This is a genomic window from Variovorax sp. 278MFTsu5.1, from assembly GCF_048305045.1.
In the GTDB taxonomy this organism is placed as follows: Bacteria; Pseudomonadota; Gammaproteobacteria; order Burkholderiales; family Burkholderiaceae_C; genus Variovorax; species Variovorax guangxiensis.
In genome coordinates, this window is sequence record NZ_CP157622.1 from 1 (window position 1) to 17,323 (window position 17,323).

At 65.5% G+C, this 17,323-nt stretch carries 13 protein-coding genes and 1 pseudogene; 10 read left to right on the forward strand and 4 right to left on the reverse strand.

Annotation, left to right across the window (positions count from 1 at the left end; all coding sequences use genetic code 11):
• Window positions 1-7: 7 nt before the first annotated feature.
• From dnaA to gyrB, 3 genes and pseudogenes are all read left to right on the forward strand, one after another.
• Window positions 8-1,377, forward strand: a pseudogene (gene dnaA, locus ABL844_RS00005) (chromosomal replication initiator protein DnaA); the annotation flags it as partial.
• Between the two features lie 99 nt (window positions 1,378-1,476).
• On the forward strand, window positions 1,477-2,583 hold the full coding sequence (gene dnaN / locus ABL844_RS00010; RefSeq protein WP_126020843.1) for a DNA polymerase III subunit beta: 1,107 nt from the start codon (window positions 1,477-1,479) through the stop codon (window positions 2,581-2,583).
• Between the two features lie 136 nt (window positions 2,584-2,719).
• Window positions 2,720-5,326 carry a DNA topoisomerase (ATP-hydrolyzing) subunit B gene (gyrB, locus tag ABL844_RS00015; protein WP_369660244.1) on the forward strand — a complete coding sequence of 869 codons (2,607 nt, stop codon included), beginning with the start codon at window positions 2,720-2,722 and terminating at the stop codon, window positions 5,324-5,326.
• A 233-nt stretch (window positions 5,327-5,559) separates the two neighbouring features.
• On the opposite strand, the gene ABL844_RS00020 is transcribed toward gyrB, so the two are convergent.
• Complete coding sequence (locus tag ABL844_RS00020) at window positions 5,560-6,156, reverse strand: hypothetical protein (RefSeq protein ID WP_418130113.1); 597 nt, start codon at window positions 6,154-6,156, stop codon at window positions 5,560-5,562.
• 320 nt (window positions 6,157-6,476) lie between these two features.
• Here ABL844_RS00020 and ABL844_RS00025 point away from each other — a divergent pair, with 320 nt between their 5' ends.
• The 7 genes from ABL844_RS00025 (at window position 6,477) to ABL844_RS00055 (ending at window position 12,318) form a co-directional block, all read left to right on the forward strand.
• Window positions 6,477-6,704 (forward strand): hypothetical protein, encoded by a 228-nt coding sequence (locus tag ABL844_RS00025; protein WP_418130114.1) that lies wholly within the window; start codon window positions 6,477-6,479, stop codon window positions 6,702-6,704.
• 12 nt (window positions 6,705-6,716) lie between these two features.
• The gene (locus tag ABL844_RS00030) at window positions 6,717-8,519 is read left to right on the forward strand and encodes a hypothetical protein (protein ID WP_418130115.1); all 1,803 of its coding nucleotides are present in this window, start codon (window positions 6,717-6,719) and stop codon (window positions 8,517-8,519) included.
• Window positions 8,519-9,445: a hypothetical protein gene (locus ABL844_RS00035; protein WP_418130116.1), complete on the forward strand. Its 927-nt coding sequence runs from the start codon at window positions 8,519-8,521 to the stop codon at window positions 9,443-9,445. The genes ABL844_RS00030 and ABL844_RS00035 overlap by 1 nt, the downstream gene beginning before the upstream one ends.
• Window positions 9,446-9,465: 20 nt before the next feature.
• The gene (locus tag ABL844_RS00040) at window positions 9,466-10,191 is read left to right on the forward strand and encodes a DUF6339 family protein (protein WP_418130117.1); all 726 of its coding nucleotides are present in this window, start codon (window positions 9,466-9,468) and stop codon (window positions 10,189-10,191) included.
• Between the two features lie 90 nt (window positions 10,192-10,281).
• The gene (locus ABL844_RS00045; RefSeq protein ID WP_418130118.1) at window positions 10,282-11,496 is read left to right on the forward strand and encodes a DNA cytosine methyltransferase; all 1,215 of its coding nucleotides are present in this window, start codon (window positions 10,282-10,284) and stop codon (window positions 11,494-11,496) included.
• A 9-nt stretch (window positions 11,497-11,505) separates the two neighbouring features.
• Window positions 11,506-11,922, forward strand: coding sequence for a very short patch repair endonuclease (locus ABL844_RS00050; RefSeq protein ID WP_418130119.1), 417 nt, complete (start codon window positions 11,506-11,508; stop codon window positions 11,920-11,922).
• Between the two features lie 99 nt (window positions 11,923-12,021).
• Window positions 12,022-12,318 carry a hypothetical protein gene (locus ABL844_RS00055; RefSeq protein WP_418130120.1) on the forward strand — a complete coding sequence of 99 codons (297 nt, stop codon included), beginning with the start codon at window positions 12,022-12,024 and terminating at the stop codon, window positions 12,316-12,318.
• Between the two features lie 24 nt (window positions 12,319-12,342).
• Here ABL844_RS00055 and ABL844_RS00060 read toward each other — a convergent pair whose 3' ends face one another.
• The 3 genes from ABL844_RS00060 to ABL844_RS00070 are packed head-to-tail and all read right to left on the reverse strand — an operon-like array spanning window position 12,343 to window position 17,302.
• A complete protein-coding gene (locus ABL844_RS00060; protein WP_418130121.1) occupies window positions 12,343-13,077 on the reverse strand; it encodes an amino acid ABC transporter ATP-binding protein in 735 nt (244 codons plus the stop codon).
• 23 nt (window positions 13,078-13,100) lie between these two features.
• The gene (locus tag ABL844_RS00065) at window positions 13,101-14,348 is read right to left on the reverse strand and encodes a M20/M25/M40 family metallo-hydrolase (RefSeq protein ID WP_418130122.1); all 1,248 of its coding nucleotides are present in this window, start codon (window positions 14,346-14,348) and stop codon (window positions 13,101-13,103) included.
• Between the two features lie 5 nt (window positions 14,349-14,353).
• Complete coding sequence (locus ABL844_RS00070) at window positions 14,354-17,302, reverse strand: FAD-dependent oxidoreductase (protein ID WP_418130123.1); 2,949 nt, start codon at window positions 17,300-17,302, stop codon at window positions 14,354-14,356.
• Between the last annotated feature and the right edge of the window lie 21 nt (window positions 17,303-17,323).

Genomic DNA, 17,323 nt, shown 5'->3' on the forward strand with positions numbered 1-17,323 from the left:
ATGTCGACTGACGGCATCGGCGAAAGCCTCTGGCAGGCCTGCGTCGACCAGCTCGCGCAGGAGCTGTCCGAGCAGCAGTTCAACACCTGGATCAAACCCCTGACGGCACAGGTCGCCGACGACCTGTCGCGCATGACGGTGTTCGTGGCCAACCGGTTCAAGCTCGACTGGATCCGTGCCCAGTACGCCGGCAAGATCGCCGCCATGGCGGAGAAGATGTACGGCCAGCCGGTTGCTATCGAGTTAGCGCTTGCTCCTCGCGAAATCCCCGTACGTGCTGCACCCGTGGCCGTCATGACCGAAACGGACGTGCCGCGCGACGTGGCGGGCCCGGGCGAGGAGCCGGCCGCCGCCGGCTTCAAGAACCGCCTGAATTCCGGCCTCACCTTCGACACCCTGGTCGAGGGCACGGCCAACCGCATGGCGCGCGCCGCGGCGATGCACGTGGCCGGCATGCCGGGTCACCTGTACAACCCTCTTTTCATCTATGGCGGCGTCGGCCTGGGCAAGACCCACCTGATGCATGCTGTGGGTAACCGACTGCTGGCCGACAAGCCGGACTCCAAAGTTCTCTACATCCACGCCGAGCAATTTGTGTCGGATGTGGTCAAGGCGTATCAGCGCAAGACCTTCGATGAGTTCAAGGAGCGCTACCACTCGCTCGACCTGCTGCTGATCGACGATGTGCAGTTCTTCGCCAACAAGGACCGGACGCAGGAAGAATTCTTCAATGCGTTCGAGGCCCTGCTGGCCAAGAAGTCGCACATCGTGATGACCAGCGACACCTATCCGAAGGGCCTGGCGGACATCCACGAGCGCCTGGTTTCGCGCTTCGATTCCGGCCTGACGGTCGCCATCGAGCCGCCCGAGCTCGAGATGCGCGTGGCCATCCTGATCAACAAGGCGCGCGCCGAATCGGCCGAAATGCCGGAAGAAGTCGCCTTCTTCGTCGCCAAGAACGTGCGCTCCAACGTGCGCGAGCTCGAGGGCGCGCTGCGCAAGATCCTCGCCTACTCGCGCTTCAACCAGAAGGAGATCTCGATCGCCCTGGCGCGCGAGGCGCTGCGCGACCTGCTGTCGATCCAGAACCGGCAGATCTCCGTCGAGAATATCCAGAAGACGGTGGCCGACTACTACAAGATCAAGGTCGCCGACATGTACAGCAAGAAACGCCCGGCCAGCATCGCGCGGCCGCGGCAGATCGCGATGTACCTGGCCAAGGAGCTCACTCAGAAGAGCCTGCCGGAAATCGGCGAGCTGTTCGGCGGGCGCGATCACACGACGGTGCTGCACGCGGTGCGCAAGATCTCCGGCGAGCGCCAGCAGCTCACCGAGCTCAACCAGCAGCTCCACGTGCTCGAGCAGACCCTCAAGGGCTGACCGGAAAGAAATCGGATGTCGTCCAGGAAGCTCCCCGCGACAGCGGAGAATGGCGCCCTGCAAGCTGATTCAAAGAGATAGGAAGAGGAAGAAGACATGATCGTTTTGAAGGCAACCCAGGACAAGGTCCTCGCCGCGCTGCAGTCGGTGGCGGGCATCGTGGAGCGGCGTCACACCTTGCCGATCCTGGCGAACGTGCTGATCCGCAAGACCGGCGGCCAGCTGCAGCTGACCACCAGCGACCTCGAGATCCAGATCCGCACCACCGCCGAGCTCGGCGGCGATGAAGGCAACTTCACCACCACCATCGGCGCGCGCAAGCTGATCGACATCCTGCGCACCATGCCGGCCGACCAGACCGTGAGCCTCGAATCGAGCGCCAGCAAGCTCGTGCTCAAGGGCGGCAAGAGCCGCTTCACGCTGCAGTCGCTGCCGGCGGAAGACTTCCCGCTGGTGCAGGAAGCCGCCAACTTCGGCCCCGTGTTCAGCGTGCCGCAGAAGACGCTCAAGGACCTGCTCTCGCAGGTTTCGTTCGCGATGGCCGTGCACGACATCCGCTACTACCTCAACGGCATCCTCTTCGTGGCCGAGGGCAAGCAGCTGAGCCTGGTCGCCACCGACGGCCACCGCCTGGCCTTCTCGTCCGCCACGCTCGACGTGGAAGTGCCGCGCCAGGAAGTGATCCTGCCGCGCAAGACCGTGCTCGAAATGCAGCGCCTGCTGTCCGACGCCGAAGGCGCCATCGAGATGCAGTTCGCGAACAACCAGGCCAAGTTCAGCTTCGGCGGCATGGAGTTCGTCACCAAGCTGGTCGAGGGCAAGTTCCCCGACTACAACCGCGTCATCCCGAAGAACCACAAGAACACCGTAACGCTCGGCCGCGCGCCGCTGCTGGCCAGCCTGCAGCGCACCGCCATCCTGACCAGCGAGAAGTTCAAGGGCGTGCGCCTGAACATCGAGCCGGGCACGCTGCGCATCGCGTCGAACAACGCCGAGCAGGAAGAAGCACAGGACGAGCTCGACATCGACTACGGCGGCGACACCATCGAGATCGGCTTCAACGTGACCTACCTGATCGACGCGCTGTCGAACATGGACCAGGACATGGTCAAGATCGACCTGGCCGACTCCAACAGTTCGGCGCTTTTGACCATTCCCGAGAACGCATCCTTCAAATACGTCGTGATGCCGATGCGCATCTAGCAGACAGAAACCACGGCGCCTTGCGCACACGACCCGCGGCCTTCCGCGGGTTTGCGCTTTCAAGAGGCGACGAATTGAGCTTTTGAGAGCCCGAAAAATCACGCGCGAATGCCGTGAGAGACTGAGGAATATCCGAATGAGTGCTGAAGAAAACAAGCCCGACGTGCCGCACACCGAGCCCGTCTACATCCCCGAGATCGAAACCGTGGCCGCCGACACCAGCTATGGCGAAGGCTCGATCACGATCCTCGAAGGGCTTGAGGCCGTGCGCAAGCGCCCCGGCATGTACATCGGCGACACCTCGGACGGCACCGGGCTGCACCACCTCGTCTTCGAGGTGGTCGACAACTCCATCGACGAGGCGCTGGCCGGCCACTGCGACGACATCGTCGTGACCATCCACACCGACAACTCGATCTCCGTCACCGACAACGGCCGCGGCATTCCCACCGGCGTGAAGATGGACGACAAGCACGAGCCCAAGCGTTCGGCCGCCGAGATCGCGCTGACCGAGTTGCACGCCGGCGGCAAGTTCAACCAGAACAGCTACAAGGTCTCGGGCGGCCTGCACGGCGTGGGCGTGAGCTGCGTGAACGCGCTGAGCACCATGCTGCGCCTGGTGGTGCGCCGCGAGGGCAAGATCCACGAACTCGAATTCAGCCGCGGCTTCGTGCAGAACCGCCTGCTGGAGACGGTGAACGGCGTCGAGGTCTCGCCCATGAAGATCATCGGCGACACCGACAAGCGCGGCACCGAAGTTCACTTCCTGCCCGACACCGAGATCTTCAAGGAGAACTCGGACTTCCACTACGAAATCCTCAGCAAGCGCCTGCGCGAACTGAGCTTCCTGAACAACGGCGTGCGCATCCGCCTGAAGGACGAGCGCACCGGCAAGGAAGACGACTTCTCCGGCGCCGGCGGCGTGCGCGGCTTCGTCGAGTTCATCAACAAGGGCAAGACCGTCCTGCACCCGAACTCGTTCTACGCCGAGGGCGAGCGCCCGGCCGACACCTACGGCGGCATCCCCGGCACGCACATCGGCGTCGAGGTGGCGATGCAGTGGAACAGCGGCTACAACGAGCAGGTGCTGTGCTTCACCAACAACATCCCGCAGCGCGACGGCGGCACCCACCTCACGGGCCTGCGAGCGGCGATGACGCGCGTCATCAACAAGTACATCGAGGAGAACGAGCTGGCCAAGAAGGCCAAGGTCGAAGTCACCGGCGACGACATGCGCGAAGGCCTTTGCTGCGTGCTGAGCGTGAAGGTGCCCGAGCCCAAGTTCTCGAGCCAGACCAAGGACAAGCTGGTGTCCAGCGAAGTGCGCGCGCCGGTGGAAGACATCGTCGGCCGCCTGCTGACAGACTACCTCCTGGAACGCCCGAACGACGCCAAGATCATCTGCGGCAAGATCATCGAGGCCGCCAAGGCCCGCGAGGCCGCGCGCAAGGCCCGCGAAATGACGCGCCGCAAGGGCGTGCTCGACGGCATGGGCCTGCCCGGCAAGCTGGCCGACTGCCAGGAGAAGGACCCGGCGCTGTGCGAGGTCTACCTGGTGGAGGGCGACTCCGCCGGCGGCTCCGCCAAGCAGGGCCGCGACCGGAAGTTCCAGGCCATCCTGCCGCTGCGCGGCAAGATCCTGAACGTCGAGAAGGCGCGCTACGAGAAGCTGCTGACCAGCAACGAAATTCTCACCATGATCACTGCGCTGGGCACCGGCATCGGCCGCGCCGGCGCGAGCACGCCGGGCGGCGGAGCCGATGACTTCAACGTCGCCAAGCTGCGCTACCACCGCATCATCATCATGACCGACGCCGACGTCGACGGCGCCCACATCCGCACGCTGCTGCTGACCTTCTTCTACCGGCAGATGCCGGAGCTGGTCGAGCGCGGCCACATCTACATCGCGCAGCCGCCGCTGTACAAGGTCAAGGTCGGCAAGGAAGAGCAGTACCTGAAGGACGGCCCCGCGCTCGACGCCTTCCTGCTGAAGGTGGCGCTGAAGGACGCGCGCATCGAGACCGGCGGCGCCAGCTCGACCACGCTCAGCGGCGACACCCTGGCCGAACTGGCGCGCAAGCACCAGGTGGCCGAGGCCGTCATCGCGCGCCTGCGCAACTTCATGGACGCCGAAGCGCTGCGCGCCATCGCCGACGGCGTGGCGCTCGACCTCGACACCACGCCCGCCGCCGAGGCCTCGGCCGTCGCGCTGCAGGCCAAGCTGCGCGAGCTCAACACGACCGGCGTGCCGGCCGAGGTGAGCAGCGAGTTCGACGCCCGCACCGACAAGCCCCTGCTGCGCATCAGCCGCCGCCACCACGGCAACGTCAAGAGCAGCGTGCTCACCCAGGACTTCGTGCACGGCGCCGACTACGCCGCGCTCGCCGAAGCCGCCAACACCTTCCGCGGCCTGCTGAGCCCCGAGGGCGCGGTGGTCAAGCGCGGCGAGGGCGACCGTACCAAGGAAGAAAAGGTCGACGACTTCCGCCAGGCCATGAAGTGGCTCATCGGCGAAGCCGAACGCGCCACCTCGCGCCAGCGCTACAAGGGCCTGGGCGAGATGAACCCAGAGCAGCTGTGGGAAACCACCATGGACCCGAACGTGCGCCGCCTGCTGAAGGTGCAGATCGACGACGCGATCGAGGCCGACCGCGTGTTCACGATGCTGATGGGCGACGAGGTGGAGCCGCGTCGGGAGTTCATCGAGCAGAACGCGCTGCGGGCGGCGAATATCGACGTCTGATTCTGTAGGTTCTCAGAATAGATGCAAATATTCTCACTACTTGCAAATTCGGCGCTGTCCGCCTTCGGTGCTGGACAAGGTGTACACCTTCGCCCGACGACTGAGGTTGAACTAGCCTCTGGAGAACGATGCGTTTGCCGTGTCGGCGTAAAAGAACTTAGGGCACCATCGAACCCAAATACGCTCGTTGAGGCGCGGACGGTCCGTAACTCTCCGGACTCTCGCGTAACACGTCATCCCCATGCAACTCGACACCCCAGGTATTCGCCAATGACCAAGTGGACGTAGTTGCCGTGCCCCTGTCCGACGAGGTAGCGATAGCGACTTGGCTGCACGTCCAGCCAACCATCGACGGCCTGTTCGCCGTTGCCCATCAGCCGCATAAACGCTCGCGATCCAATCTCAGGCCACAGCGCCAGCGGCCCAGGCTCGGGGCATTCGAAGAATTCCCGCGCCTCGGCAGCCATTAGGCTCAGCGGCGCAATTTCCAACAAGGCAGGTCCGTCGGGCTCTTGGATGCTGAGTTCGTAGTCCAAATGACCGCGCGCAAGCTTTGAGACCACGTTGCGCACCCTGTCCATGTCCGGGCGCCAGACCTTCCCGCCGCCCTCGTCGAGCTGCATGGTCGACTGGATGTCGGCCGCCAGAAAAGGCGCGGCCGACAAGATGCGCCGGATGTTCTCGCGCCGCAGGTTGGCCGGGTTCGTCGAACCGCACACCACGCACTCCAAGAAGCACGCCAGATATTGCTCGTCCAGAGAAAAGGACTGATGGCAGTCCAGGCAGGCCTCAACCACTGGAAGGTTCGGCGGATAGGGCTCGTCAAGCAAGACCTTTGATGGACAGTGGTCCCTCGTTTCGGGCCGTCCACCGCAGTAGACACACCAGCCGCGAAGGCGATCGTCCACAAAGAGCTTCCTCGGGTCGTTCATTCTCAACACCCTCCAAAGGGAACAGGGTCCGTGTTGCGAGCCGCGGCCTAATGAGAACGCTGCCCCACTGAGAGCCATGCGTTTGTAGATTGTAATCCTAGCGGTCGGCCCAGAGCGCAAGTATGAAGCCATGTAACAACCAAAGGAAGATACGCAACGCATCGCAAATCCTTGTGCTACATTTCACGCCTGTAGTGAAGAGACAGCGAAAGGTCGCTATGCGAGACAAGCGCAGTCGTTTTATTGAGCTGGGCGAGGCAAGGGTCACAAAGGCGACTCAGATGCTGCGGCTCATCGGCAATTTGGCGAACTCGAACAACTACGAGTACTCGGCAGATGACGCCCAGAAGATCTTCAACGCCCTTGATGGCGAAATGAAGCTCTTGAAAGCGAAGTTCCAGACCGCCTTGAGCAAGCGGCCGAAGGACGAATTCAAGCTCGGTTAAGGGAGAGACAAGATGGGTTGGTATTTCCACGCCAGCGACCCCATGGGGGGCGCTGCAGGCGAAGCCTTTGCGAACACGCTGAAATCTCCGGGCATGCTGCCTGAGCACGTTCTGGCGCGCGAAGCGATCCAGAACTCGGTCGACGCCGGCAACGGCGCCAAGGTCGAAGTGCGCTTCCGCTCGAGCGTCGTGAAGGGGGCCAAGAAGACGGCCTTCGTCCAGGCGGCTGACCTCAGTCGCCTCGCCGAGCGCGCCAAAGAACTGACGCTGTCTGGCCCGAACTGCCTGGCTGCGCTGGACAAGCCGCAAAAGGAGCTCTGCCTGCTCTACGTTGAGGACTACAACGCGGTTGGCCTGTCCGGCGATCCGCACGACATGGACTCGAACTTCTATCGCCTGCTGCTGTCGCTGGGCGATCGGTCCAAGTCGCGCACGGCCCAAGGCAACACCGGCGGCTCCTACGGCTTCGGCAAGTCGGTGTATTCGTCGAGCTCGGCGATCCAGACCATCTTCGCCTACACCCGCTTCAAGGGCGCGGATGGCAAGGAACACACCCGAATCTTCGGTTGCGGCTACTTCGTCAGCCACAACTTCAAGAAGTCGCCTTACAGCGGGCGCGCTTGGCTGGGCATGCCCTCGCGGAAGGATGACCTAGGCCGCGTCGTCGTCGACCCCATCGAGGGCAAGAAGGCGGAAGAGCTTGCCGCCAAGCTTGGCTTCACCTTGCGCGGTGATGGCGAGCTCGGCACATCGATCCTCATCGTGGATGCCGCCGTCAACATCAAAGCGATCGAACGCGGCGTCGAGGACTGGTGGTGGCCTCGCCTGGTCGAGCACAAGCTCGATGTCAAGATCATCGATCCCAACGGCGATGAGCACATCCCTCGCCCCAAGAAGAACCCGGGCCTGCGTCCTTTCATCGAGGCCTATGACATCGCGCTTGGCCGCGGCGTGCTCTTGAAGCAAGGGCAGCAGAAGCAGGCCATCTTCAACAAGGAGCAAGGGCTGGAGATGGGTCGCTGTGGCTTCGTGGTCGCCCCCGTCGACCCGAGCGGCAATGCGACCGTCCCGCCGGAGCGCGTGAACTCCGTCGCTCTGATTCGCGGCCCGCTCATGGTAGTGGCGTATCACCCGGCTTCGCAGGCGAATCCCGCGATCGTCGGCGCTTACGTCGCACCCGACGAGGACGTTGTGGAGCAGCTCCTGCGCAAGAGCGAGCCGCCCGCTCACGACCGCTGGGATCCGGACTCGACGAATCTGCGCGATGAGGACCAAAAGGGCCGCGGCATCGTCCAGTCGATCCTCAACCGAATCAAGACTCAGCTGCGCAAATTCCAGACCGAGGCGGCCCCGGCCACTCCGGTCAAGCAGCGCCGCATGACGCAGCTCGAGCGTGCGCTCGGAACCTATTTCAAGCCGAGTGGTGGCGGCAATCCGCCCCCGCCCGATTCGAATCCCTCGCCGCTTCATCTCGAATTCTCCAAGGCCCCCTATGCCGAGGCGGCCGAGGGCGGAATGCTGCGCTTGAAGAGCACCTTCACAGTGCGCCTGGATGACTCCTCGGAAGAGGACTCCGTGCCGCTGCGCCTGCAATTGAATTGCCCGGTGCTCGAGGACAACAACGAGGAAGGCGACAACCTGCCGCTCACCGTCTCCGTCGACGGCGTGGAAGTGGTGAACGACGAGGCCAACAAGTGGACGTATCGCTTCACGCTGCCCAAAAACGTGAAGGCGAAATTCAAGGTGGAGTCCGCGCCTTACGACCCGGCGTGGACGGTTCGCCTGCGCCCTGACATCGACCACATGGAGGCGTAATGAGCAACATCACCTGGCGCAAGTCCGCCACCAAGGACGTTCGTCCATTCTTCGGCGCGGCGACGCTTGAAAGCAGCGTTGATCTGGCCGAGATCCGCCTCTACGAGGACGGCGCATTCATGGCTGACACCGCCCACGCGGTCGAGCCGTCGGAGAGCCAGCTCCTCGACATCGTGGTTCGGCCCAACCTCGCGCTCCCCGCTGAGATGCCGATGGCCAAAGGCGATCTCGTCCTGGCCGTGACGGCAGTTCAGCCGTTCATGAAGAAGACCATCGTCGTCGAAACCCACAAGGTCACAAGCAAGATCCCCGACGAGATCGCCATCGGCAGCGACATCATCGACAAGCTTGGCGGCGGCTCCAACATCACTATTGAAGTCGCCCTCTGCCTCGGCAAGCAGCTCGCAAAAAAGCCGGGCAGCCCCTTCCTGCTCGGCCACTGGCTCTCCAAGAAGAGCTTCGCCATCAAGCAGCCGAAGCTCGCCGAGGACTTCCCGATCCAACCGATGACCGACGAGGAATGGAAGCAGATTGGTTACCCCGCCAAAACGCTTTACTCCGTCCACTACATCGGCGGCTTCAACGACCCGGTGGCCAAGGACAGCAACCTCGCGAAGGTGCGCATCCATGCCGACGTGCACAAAAAGCTGACGCTTGAATCCGCGCAGCGACTGGCCAAGCCCATGATGGCCTCGCTTGCCGCCGAGATCACGGGGCACATCATCTCCGCCAGCCAGTCCGAATGGGACGTGGACGAGGCAACGCCCAATAGCCCGCTATCCGCTTTCTTGAAGCGGATCGCTCGGATCGATCCTGCGTTCACGTTCGAGAAATTCAAGGATTGCGCGAAGGAGCCTGGCATGCCTCGGCTCAAAGCGCTGCTCCACGCCGACCAACAGTCGGTCCGCTCCATCGCTGAGGGCTGAGGAACATGCGATATCCAACCATGACGGCGGGCGACGCCACGACCTACCTGCAAGCCAAGCGCGCGGGCAACCAACTGGAAGTTGAATCCCTGGCCCGATTCGCGGGCTCCGGCGACGAATTCGACAGTTCGTTCTTGGAACCGCTGCGAGCGGCACTCACGGAGACGATGGCGGGCTTCCCGGAGGGCATCAAGTCCAAGTCGGACCCGAAGGCCAACGCCTTCGAGAGCAAGGCGTCCCGCGTCATCCATGAGAGCCTCGCGATTAACAGCGAGGTTCTGGCCGATCCGGAGTTCTGGATCTGGCTGGCGGTGACGCACTTCCCGGATGTCGTCGAATGGCGCTACCGCTACGGCAAGGAAGACCGCGCCGCCCAGCTCGCCAACTATGGCGTCGGCTCCCGCACGGAGAACCTGCTCTATCGCCTGTGGCTGCGCGCCGAACTCGTGCTCGACGAAGAGGCAGTCGATCGCTATCATCTTGCTGATTCGGGACAGATCGACTTTTATAGAAGCCATCTCTTTCGACAGGGTTACGCGAATGCCCGCAACTTCGCCAAGGCGCTCTTGCGGTTCCAATACCCGAAGAAGTCGAATCCGGCGGAGCCGAAGCTCAAGCTCTCGGAGATCAGGGATCTTGTCAAGCGGCTGCGTCGAATGCGATCCAACCTTTTCTTAGAAATCCTCCCAGAGGAGGAATGCCGCGCCGTTATCGAAGCGGAGGCGGCAGTCGTTGTGGCCAATTGAATGAGCGATATCCCGTTGGAGGCCTACTCCCAGTCGGAGGGGCGAGTATTGCGGACCGTTTCGGTCGGAGGTAGATCGTGGACATCGGCGGTGGACAACAGAGCCGACGAGAACTTGGCGCCCGCCGGAGCCTGGTGGCAGAGTTTTTTGCGCGGCGGCACGGTCTACGTCGACTCGGCGGTCGGCAAGCACAAGAAGATCCGCAGCGTGGACGCCTTCTGCGGCAGCGGCGGTCTGACCCTGGGCGCGACTCAGGCGGCGATCGCCACCGGCCATGTCCTTGAGTCGGTGGCCGCGATCGACGTGGACGACGATGGCTTGGCGATCCACAAGGCCAACTTCGGGACGAAGTACACCCTGCACTCGAACGCGTCTAGCTTGGTCGATTGGCATGTGAGCGGCGAAGGCGAGAAATCGCGCTTTGCCTACGAGCCCGAAATCCTTGAGCCCAACCTGGCGGCCGAAGTCGGCAACATCGACTTGTTCCTGGCGGGACCGCCTTGCCAAGGCCACTCGAACCTCAACAACAAGACCCGCCGCGAGGACCCTCGCAACCTTCTGTACGTCACGGCCGTGGCCTTGGGCGTGGGCCTGCGAGCGAAATCGATCGTCATTGAGAACGTCCCCGAGGTCGTCAACGACAAAAGCGACGTTGTCAACATCGCCAAGGCCTTGTTGAAGGCGGCCGGCTATTCGTGGATCGATAGCGGCGTCTTGGCCGCCGACCACCTGGGCGGAGCGCAGACCCGCAAGCGCTATTTCCTGGTCGCCTCGCGGGTTTCGGAGCCTGCGGCCGAGCTGTCGATCAAGGATGTGGCGAAGGGCTTGAAGCATGCCGCCCGGCCGCTGAGCTGGGCAATTGGCGACCTGCTGAGCGACCCGTCGCAAGACTCGAAGACCGGGATCATGGACACGACGCCGATGCTCTCGGCCGACAATCTGACCCGGATCCATCACCTCTTCGACAACGACCTTTACGATCTGCCCAACGAAGTCCGGCCCGATTGCCACAAGGACGGCCACACCTACCCGTCGGTCTATGGCCGCCTCTGGTGGGACAAACCATCACAGACCATCACAACGGGCTTCTTGACACCCGGCCGGGGCCGCTACGTCCACCCGCTGCGGCCTCGAGTGATTACGCCGCACGAGGCGGCTCGGATCCAGTCCTTCCCGGACACCTTCTCATTCGTGGTCGATCCGGCAAATCCGCCAAGCCGCACAGGCCTACAGAAATGGATTGGCGACGCTGTCCCGCCCCTGCTCGGCTATGCCGCGACCCTGCCCCTGATGGCGAGGATGTAGGTTTAGGGCATGGACAACCTCTCGCCCGAACGCCGATCCGATCTGATGAAGCGGGTGCGGCGCTCGGACACAAAGCCTGAGGTCACGCTCCGCAAAGCCCTGCACCGCCTGGGCTTCCGCTACGTCATCGGCGACAAGCGACTGCCGGGCACGCCCGATCTGGTCTTCCCCAAATACAAGGCTGCCGTCTTCGTCCACGGCTGCTTCTGGCACGGTCACGAGTGCCGGCAAGGCCGTGCGCCGAGCTCCAACGTGGATTACTGGGCGCCGAAGATCGCCGCGAACCGCGCGCGCGACGCCCGCAAAGAACAAGCCCTGCGGGAGCAGGGCTGGCGAGTCTTCAACGTATGGGAATGCGAATTGAAGCCTACCTTAGTGTCCGCATCAGTCCTTCGTTTAGCAAATCTCCTCGAAACGAACAGATAGTGTCGGCGCCGAAGTAAAAGTAAGCCACCGGTGGCTCAGTTCTACCTCGGCGCGGACAACTAACTCGGGATTGAACCGCTTGTTCTCCTGGTCAAGGCCATGCCGCATGTATCCCCGGGGATTGCACACCAAGCGGCAGTTACCGACCTGGTAGTCGAAGCTCTCGTCTTGCCCTTTGGGCTGTTTCCGGAAGTCCATCCAGGCGATGCCGCGACGATCGTGCCGGAGAAGCCGTTCTCGCGCGAGATCGGCGTGCGCATCAAGACCGTGGATCGTGTGATCGATTCGGCTGCGGGAACATTCGGCGTCCTCGCAGAGCTGGACAACACGAAGCAGGCGCTGCCTGGGGGCATTCGCTGCAGGCTACGCCTGGGAGCAGGCAAGAACTCGTCGTGAGGTGGCGGTGGATCCCGCCCCGCCTCAGTGCTGCAGGATCTTCGAAAGAAACTGCCGCGCCCGATCCGACCGCCCCGCGGGGTTGCCGAAGAACTCTTCCTTCGCGCAGTCTTCGACGATGCGGCCGCGGTCCATGAAGATCACTCGGTTCGCGACCTTGCGGGCGAAGCCCATCTCGTGGGTGACGCACATCATGGTCATGCCTTCGCGGGCGAGTTCGACCATCACGTCGAGCACCTCGTTGACCATCTCGGGGTCGAGCGCGGAGGTGGGCTCGTCGAAGAGCATGGCGACCGGGTTCATCGCCAGCGCACGGGCGATGGCCACGCGCTGCTGCTGGCCGCCGGAGAGCTGGCTCGGAAACTTGTGCGCGTGGGCGCGCATGCCCACGCGCTGCAGCAGCGCCATCGATGCGGTGCGGGCCTCCGAGGCCGAGCGCTTGAGCACCTTGACTTGCGCGATGGAGAGGTTGTCCTCGATCGAGAGGTGCGGAAACAGTTCGAAGTGCTGGAACACCATGCCCACGCGGGCGCGCAGCTTGTTGAGGTCGGTCTTCGGGTCGCCCACCGACACGCCGTCGATGGTGATGCGGCCGCGCTGGAAGGGCTCCAGCGCGTTGACGCACTTGATGAGGGTGGACTTGCCCGAGCCCGAAGGCCCGCAGACCACCACGACCTCGCCCTTGCGGACCTGGGTGGTGCAGTCGGTCAGCACCTGGAAGGCGCCGTAGCTCTTGTCGACGTGGCTGATTTCGATCATGTCGTGTCCCGGTGAGATGAAATTCAGCGCGCGAGCAGCCGGTGCAGGGTGTTGGCGACCACGCGCGTGGCCTTGCGCAGTTCGTCCAGCGGCACGCGCTCGTCGGCGCGGTGGCCGTTGGCTTCGAGCAGCGACTCGGGGCCGGCGCCGTACATCACGGTGGGAATGCCGGCCTCGCTGTAGAGGCGCGCGTCGGTGTACAGCGGCACGCCGATCGGCGTGACCGGCTTGCCCATGACTTCGCCGGCCTCGCGGCACACGAGCGCGGCGAACTCGTCGGCGCCGGGTGCGGGCGCGAAGGGGCGGGCCAGCAGGATCTGGCGGATCTCCACCGAGATGCCGGGCAGCGGCCGGCAGGCGGCTTCGATCACCTCGCGCAGCTCGGCCTCGACGGCCTCGGGCGATTCCTCGGGCACGATGCGCCGGTCGATGCGCAGGCTCAGCACGTCGGACACCACGTTGGTGTTGATGCCGCCGTCGATGAGGCCCACGACCATCGTGGGATGGGTGATGCCGGGCGTGCGCGATGGGCGGCCGGCGAGGCTGTCGCGATAGCGGTAGAGCGCGGGCAGCAGGGTGGCCGCGGCTTCGATCGCGTCGTGGCCGGTGTCGGGTCGGGCGGCATGCGCCGAGGTGCCGCGCACGACGACCTCGAGATGCAGGCAGCCGTTGTGCGCCACCACGACGTGGTGCGAGAACGCGGCGGAGAGCACGAAGTCGGGCTTGCTCAGGCCCTTGGAGAGGATCCAGTCGGGGCCCGTCATGCCGCCGGTTTCCTCGTCGTAGGTCAGGTGCAGCTCGACGCTGCCGGCCAGGGGCGTGCCAGAGGCCGCGAGGTGCTTGAGCGCGCGCATCGCGAAGGCGTAGGTGGTGAAGTCCGACTTCGACACGGCGGCGCCGCGCCCGTAGAGCCAGCCGTCGCGCACCTCTCCGCCGTAGGGGTCGACGCTCCAGCCTGCACCGGGCGGCACCACGTCGCCGTGCGCATTGAGCGCCACCACCGGGCCGTCGCCGAAACGCTCGCGCACGATGAGGTTGGTCACGCTGCGCATGCCGTGCGCGGCCGCGAACTCGGGCGGCACTTCGTGGCGCTCCACGGTGAAGCCCATGGCCTCGAGCAGCCGGGCGGTGAGCTCGGCGTGCGGGGCGCAGTCGCCCGGCGGGTTGTCGGACGGGCAGCGCACGAGTTCTGCGAGGGTGCGCACCTGCTCGTCGAAGTGCGCGTCGATGTAGTCGCGCAGCGTGTCGCGCGCAGAAGCGTTTTCGGTCATGGCGGTCAGAGGAAGCGGTCGATGAGGAAGGGGCTGATGTCGATGTCGGTGCGGCCGCGAACGATGAGGTCGGTGACCAGCCGCGCGGTGACGGGCGCGAGCGTGTAGCCGTTGGAGGTCACGGCGTTGTAGAAGCCTGGGCGGCCCGGCACTTCGCCGAGGATGGGTGCGCCGTCGATGTTGACGTTCATGCCGGCCCAGCAGCGCACCATGTGCAGCCCGCGCACGGCCGGCAGCACGTGGGCCGCGACCCAGAGATTGCCCTCGATGCTCTCGCGCTCGGCGCGGTTCAGGCGCATGCCTTCGTTGAAGGCGGCGGTCCAGCCGCCGCCGACGATGAGGCCGCCGCTGGCCGCCTGCTTCAGGCTCAGGTGCCGGTCGGCATGCGCGACGAGGTGGTCGACCAGCGGCGGCGCGGGCTCGGTCACGATCATCTGCAGCGGCGCGCCCTTGACGGGGATGTCGATGCCCAGCATGCGGCCGACGGCGCTCGACCAGGCACCGCTCGCGTTCACGACGCGCCCGGCGTGGATGCTGCCGCGCGAGGTGCGCACGATGAAGCCGGCGCCTTCGCCCGGCAGCGCCTCGATGGACTGCACGTCGCAGCCGCGCAGCATGCGCGCACCCTGCTGCTGCGCGCGCCGGGCGACGGCGTAGGTGGCGCGCAGCGGGTTGATCTTGCCTTCCATGGGGCAGAGCTCGGCGCCCAGCAGCTGCCCGGAGAGCGCGGGCGAGAGTCGCCGCAGCTCGGCGCCGTCGATCACCTGCGCGTCGATGCCGTGGCTGCGCTCCAGCGCGGCCTTGGCTTCGAGAAAACGCATGCCGGCTTCGCTGTCGGCCACCATGAGGCCGCCGGTGATCTTGATCTCGAGGTCCTCCCCGCAGTCGGCCTCGATCTCCTGCCACAGGCGCACCGACATCGGCCCGAGCGGCAGCGTGGCCGCGGCCGGGCCACCGCCTTCCTGCGCCTTGGCACCGAAGTCGAACGAAAGAAGCTGCACGTGCAGGCTGCCGGCGTTGGCGCCGGAGGCCTGGAGGTTGATGTCGTCGCGGTCGACCACCGTCACGTCCTGGCCGGCCTTCGAGAGGTAGTAGCCCAGGCAGGAACCGAGCACGCCGGCGCCGATCACCAGCACGTCGGTGCGCAGCGTGCCATCGAAGGGCGCCTGTTCCACCGGCCTCGCGAGGTTGGGCGTGATGGCGGGCTTGTGGCCGCCCCATTCGGGTTTCTCGAAGCCGAGCGCGCCGGCCGGCACCGGCTTGGCGGGCGGACGCGGGGCGAAGTACTGCTCGACCTGCGGCGGCCGGCCGGTCATCTCGGCCAGCAGGCGGCCGGCGGTAACGCCGCAGTAACGCGCCTGGCAGCGGCCCATGCCGAGACGGGTGTTGCGCTTGAGCGCGGCCAACGTGTCGCTGCCGGCGCGGATCTGCTCGCGTACCGAGCCGAAGGTGATCTCCTCGCAGCGGCACAACAGGGTTTCGTCGGGCACCGCCGCGAGGGTGACGGGCGGCGGCGCGTAGATCGACCACAGCGCCTGCTGGAAGCATTCGGCGCGATGCAGTTTTTCAGCGGCCCCGTCGGGCTCGGGCGCCTTCAGGCCGAGGTTGCGTGCGACTGCAGCGCCCGCCAGCGTGCCGCGCGCGAGCGCGACACGGGAGCCGCCGAGGTCGGCGCCGTCGCCCACCACGTACACGCCGGGCAGGCTGGTGGCGCCGTCTTCCTGGGTGACGGTTGCCAGGTAGCCGAGATGGCGGGGCGCGAGGCGGTGCTCGCAGCCCAGCATGCGCGCGAGTTCGGTGGAGGGAATGAAGCCGTAGCCGAGGCAGAGCGTGTCTGCTTCGAGGCGGCGTTCCGTCGCGGGCATGGCCTGGCCCTGGGCGTCGATCTGCGCGACCTGCACAGCGTGCAAGCCGGTGGAGCCTTCGGCGGAGACGACGGCGTGCTCCCACAGCACTGGCACCTTGCGGGCGCGCAGTTTTCGCAGATAGCGCCAGCCGTCGAGCAACAGGTCGGGGGCCGTGCGCGCCGCGCTCAGCAGATGACGCCATTGCCGCAGCGAAGGGCGCGGCGCCGACTCCAGCACGGCGACTACTTCGGCGCCGCCCGCGAGCAGCTCCGCGGCGAGCTGCAGGTTCAGCGGCCCGTTGCCGGCGATCACGACGCGGCGCCCGGGCGCGACGCGGTAGGCGCGCGCCAGCGTCTGGCCGGCGCCGGTGGTCATCACGCCGGGGAGGGTCCAGCCGGGGAAAGGCACGGGGCGCTCGTAGGCGCCGGGGGCGATGACGAGTTGCCGGCAGCTGATCACGCAAGCGCGACCGTCGATGAGCGCGGCGACTTCGTGTGCAGAGAAGGCCGCCCAGACCTGCGCGCCCTGGGCGATGGCGACGCCGGCAGCGCGGACATCGTTTTCCAGCGCGAGGCCCTGCGCGAACTGGCGGTCCGCAGGGGAGGGCGCCGCATGCGAAGGCGCGAGCGGCTTGTAGAACTGGCCGCCGGACTGCGGGCGCTCGTCGAGCACCAGCACGTCGGCACCGGCGCGGCGCGCGGCGAGCGCGGCGGAAAGGCCGGCCGGACCCGCGCCGACGACGAGCACGTCGACCTGCCGGCGCTCGGGTTCGGCGCCGGGCTGCGGGGTGAGCGGCTGCAGCGGATCGTCGGGCGTGCCGGCGGGCTGGGTCGAACGCACCTGCTGGCCATCGGCCACTTTCGTGAGGCAGGCGCGCTGGCTGGCTTGGCCGTCGACGGTGACGAGACAGTCGAAGCACGCGCCCATGCCGCAATAGAGACCCCGGCGCTCGCCGCCGCGGGTGTGGCGCATCGCCTTGATGCCGCCGGCCGCCAGCGCCGCCGCGATGGTCTCGCCCTCCAGGCCCTCGACGGGCTGGCCGTCGTACCAGAAGCGCACGGGGCGCCCGGCCGGGGTGATGGAAGGGTGGGTCAGTCTGGCGCTCATGGTCAGTGCGATGGAAGAACG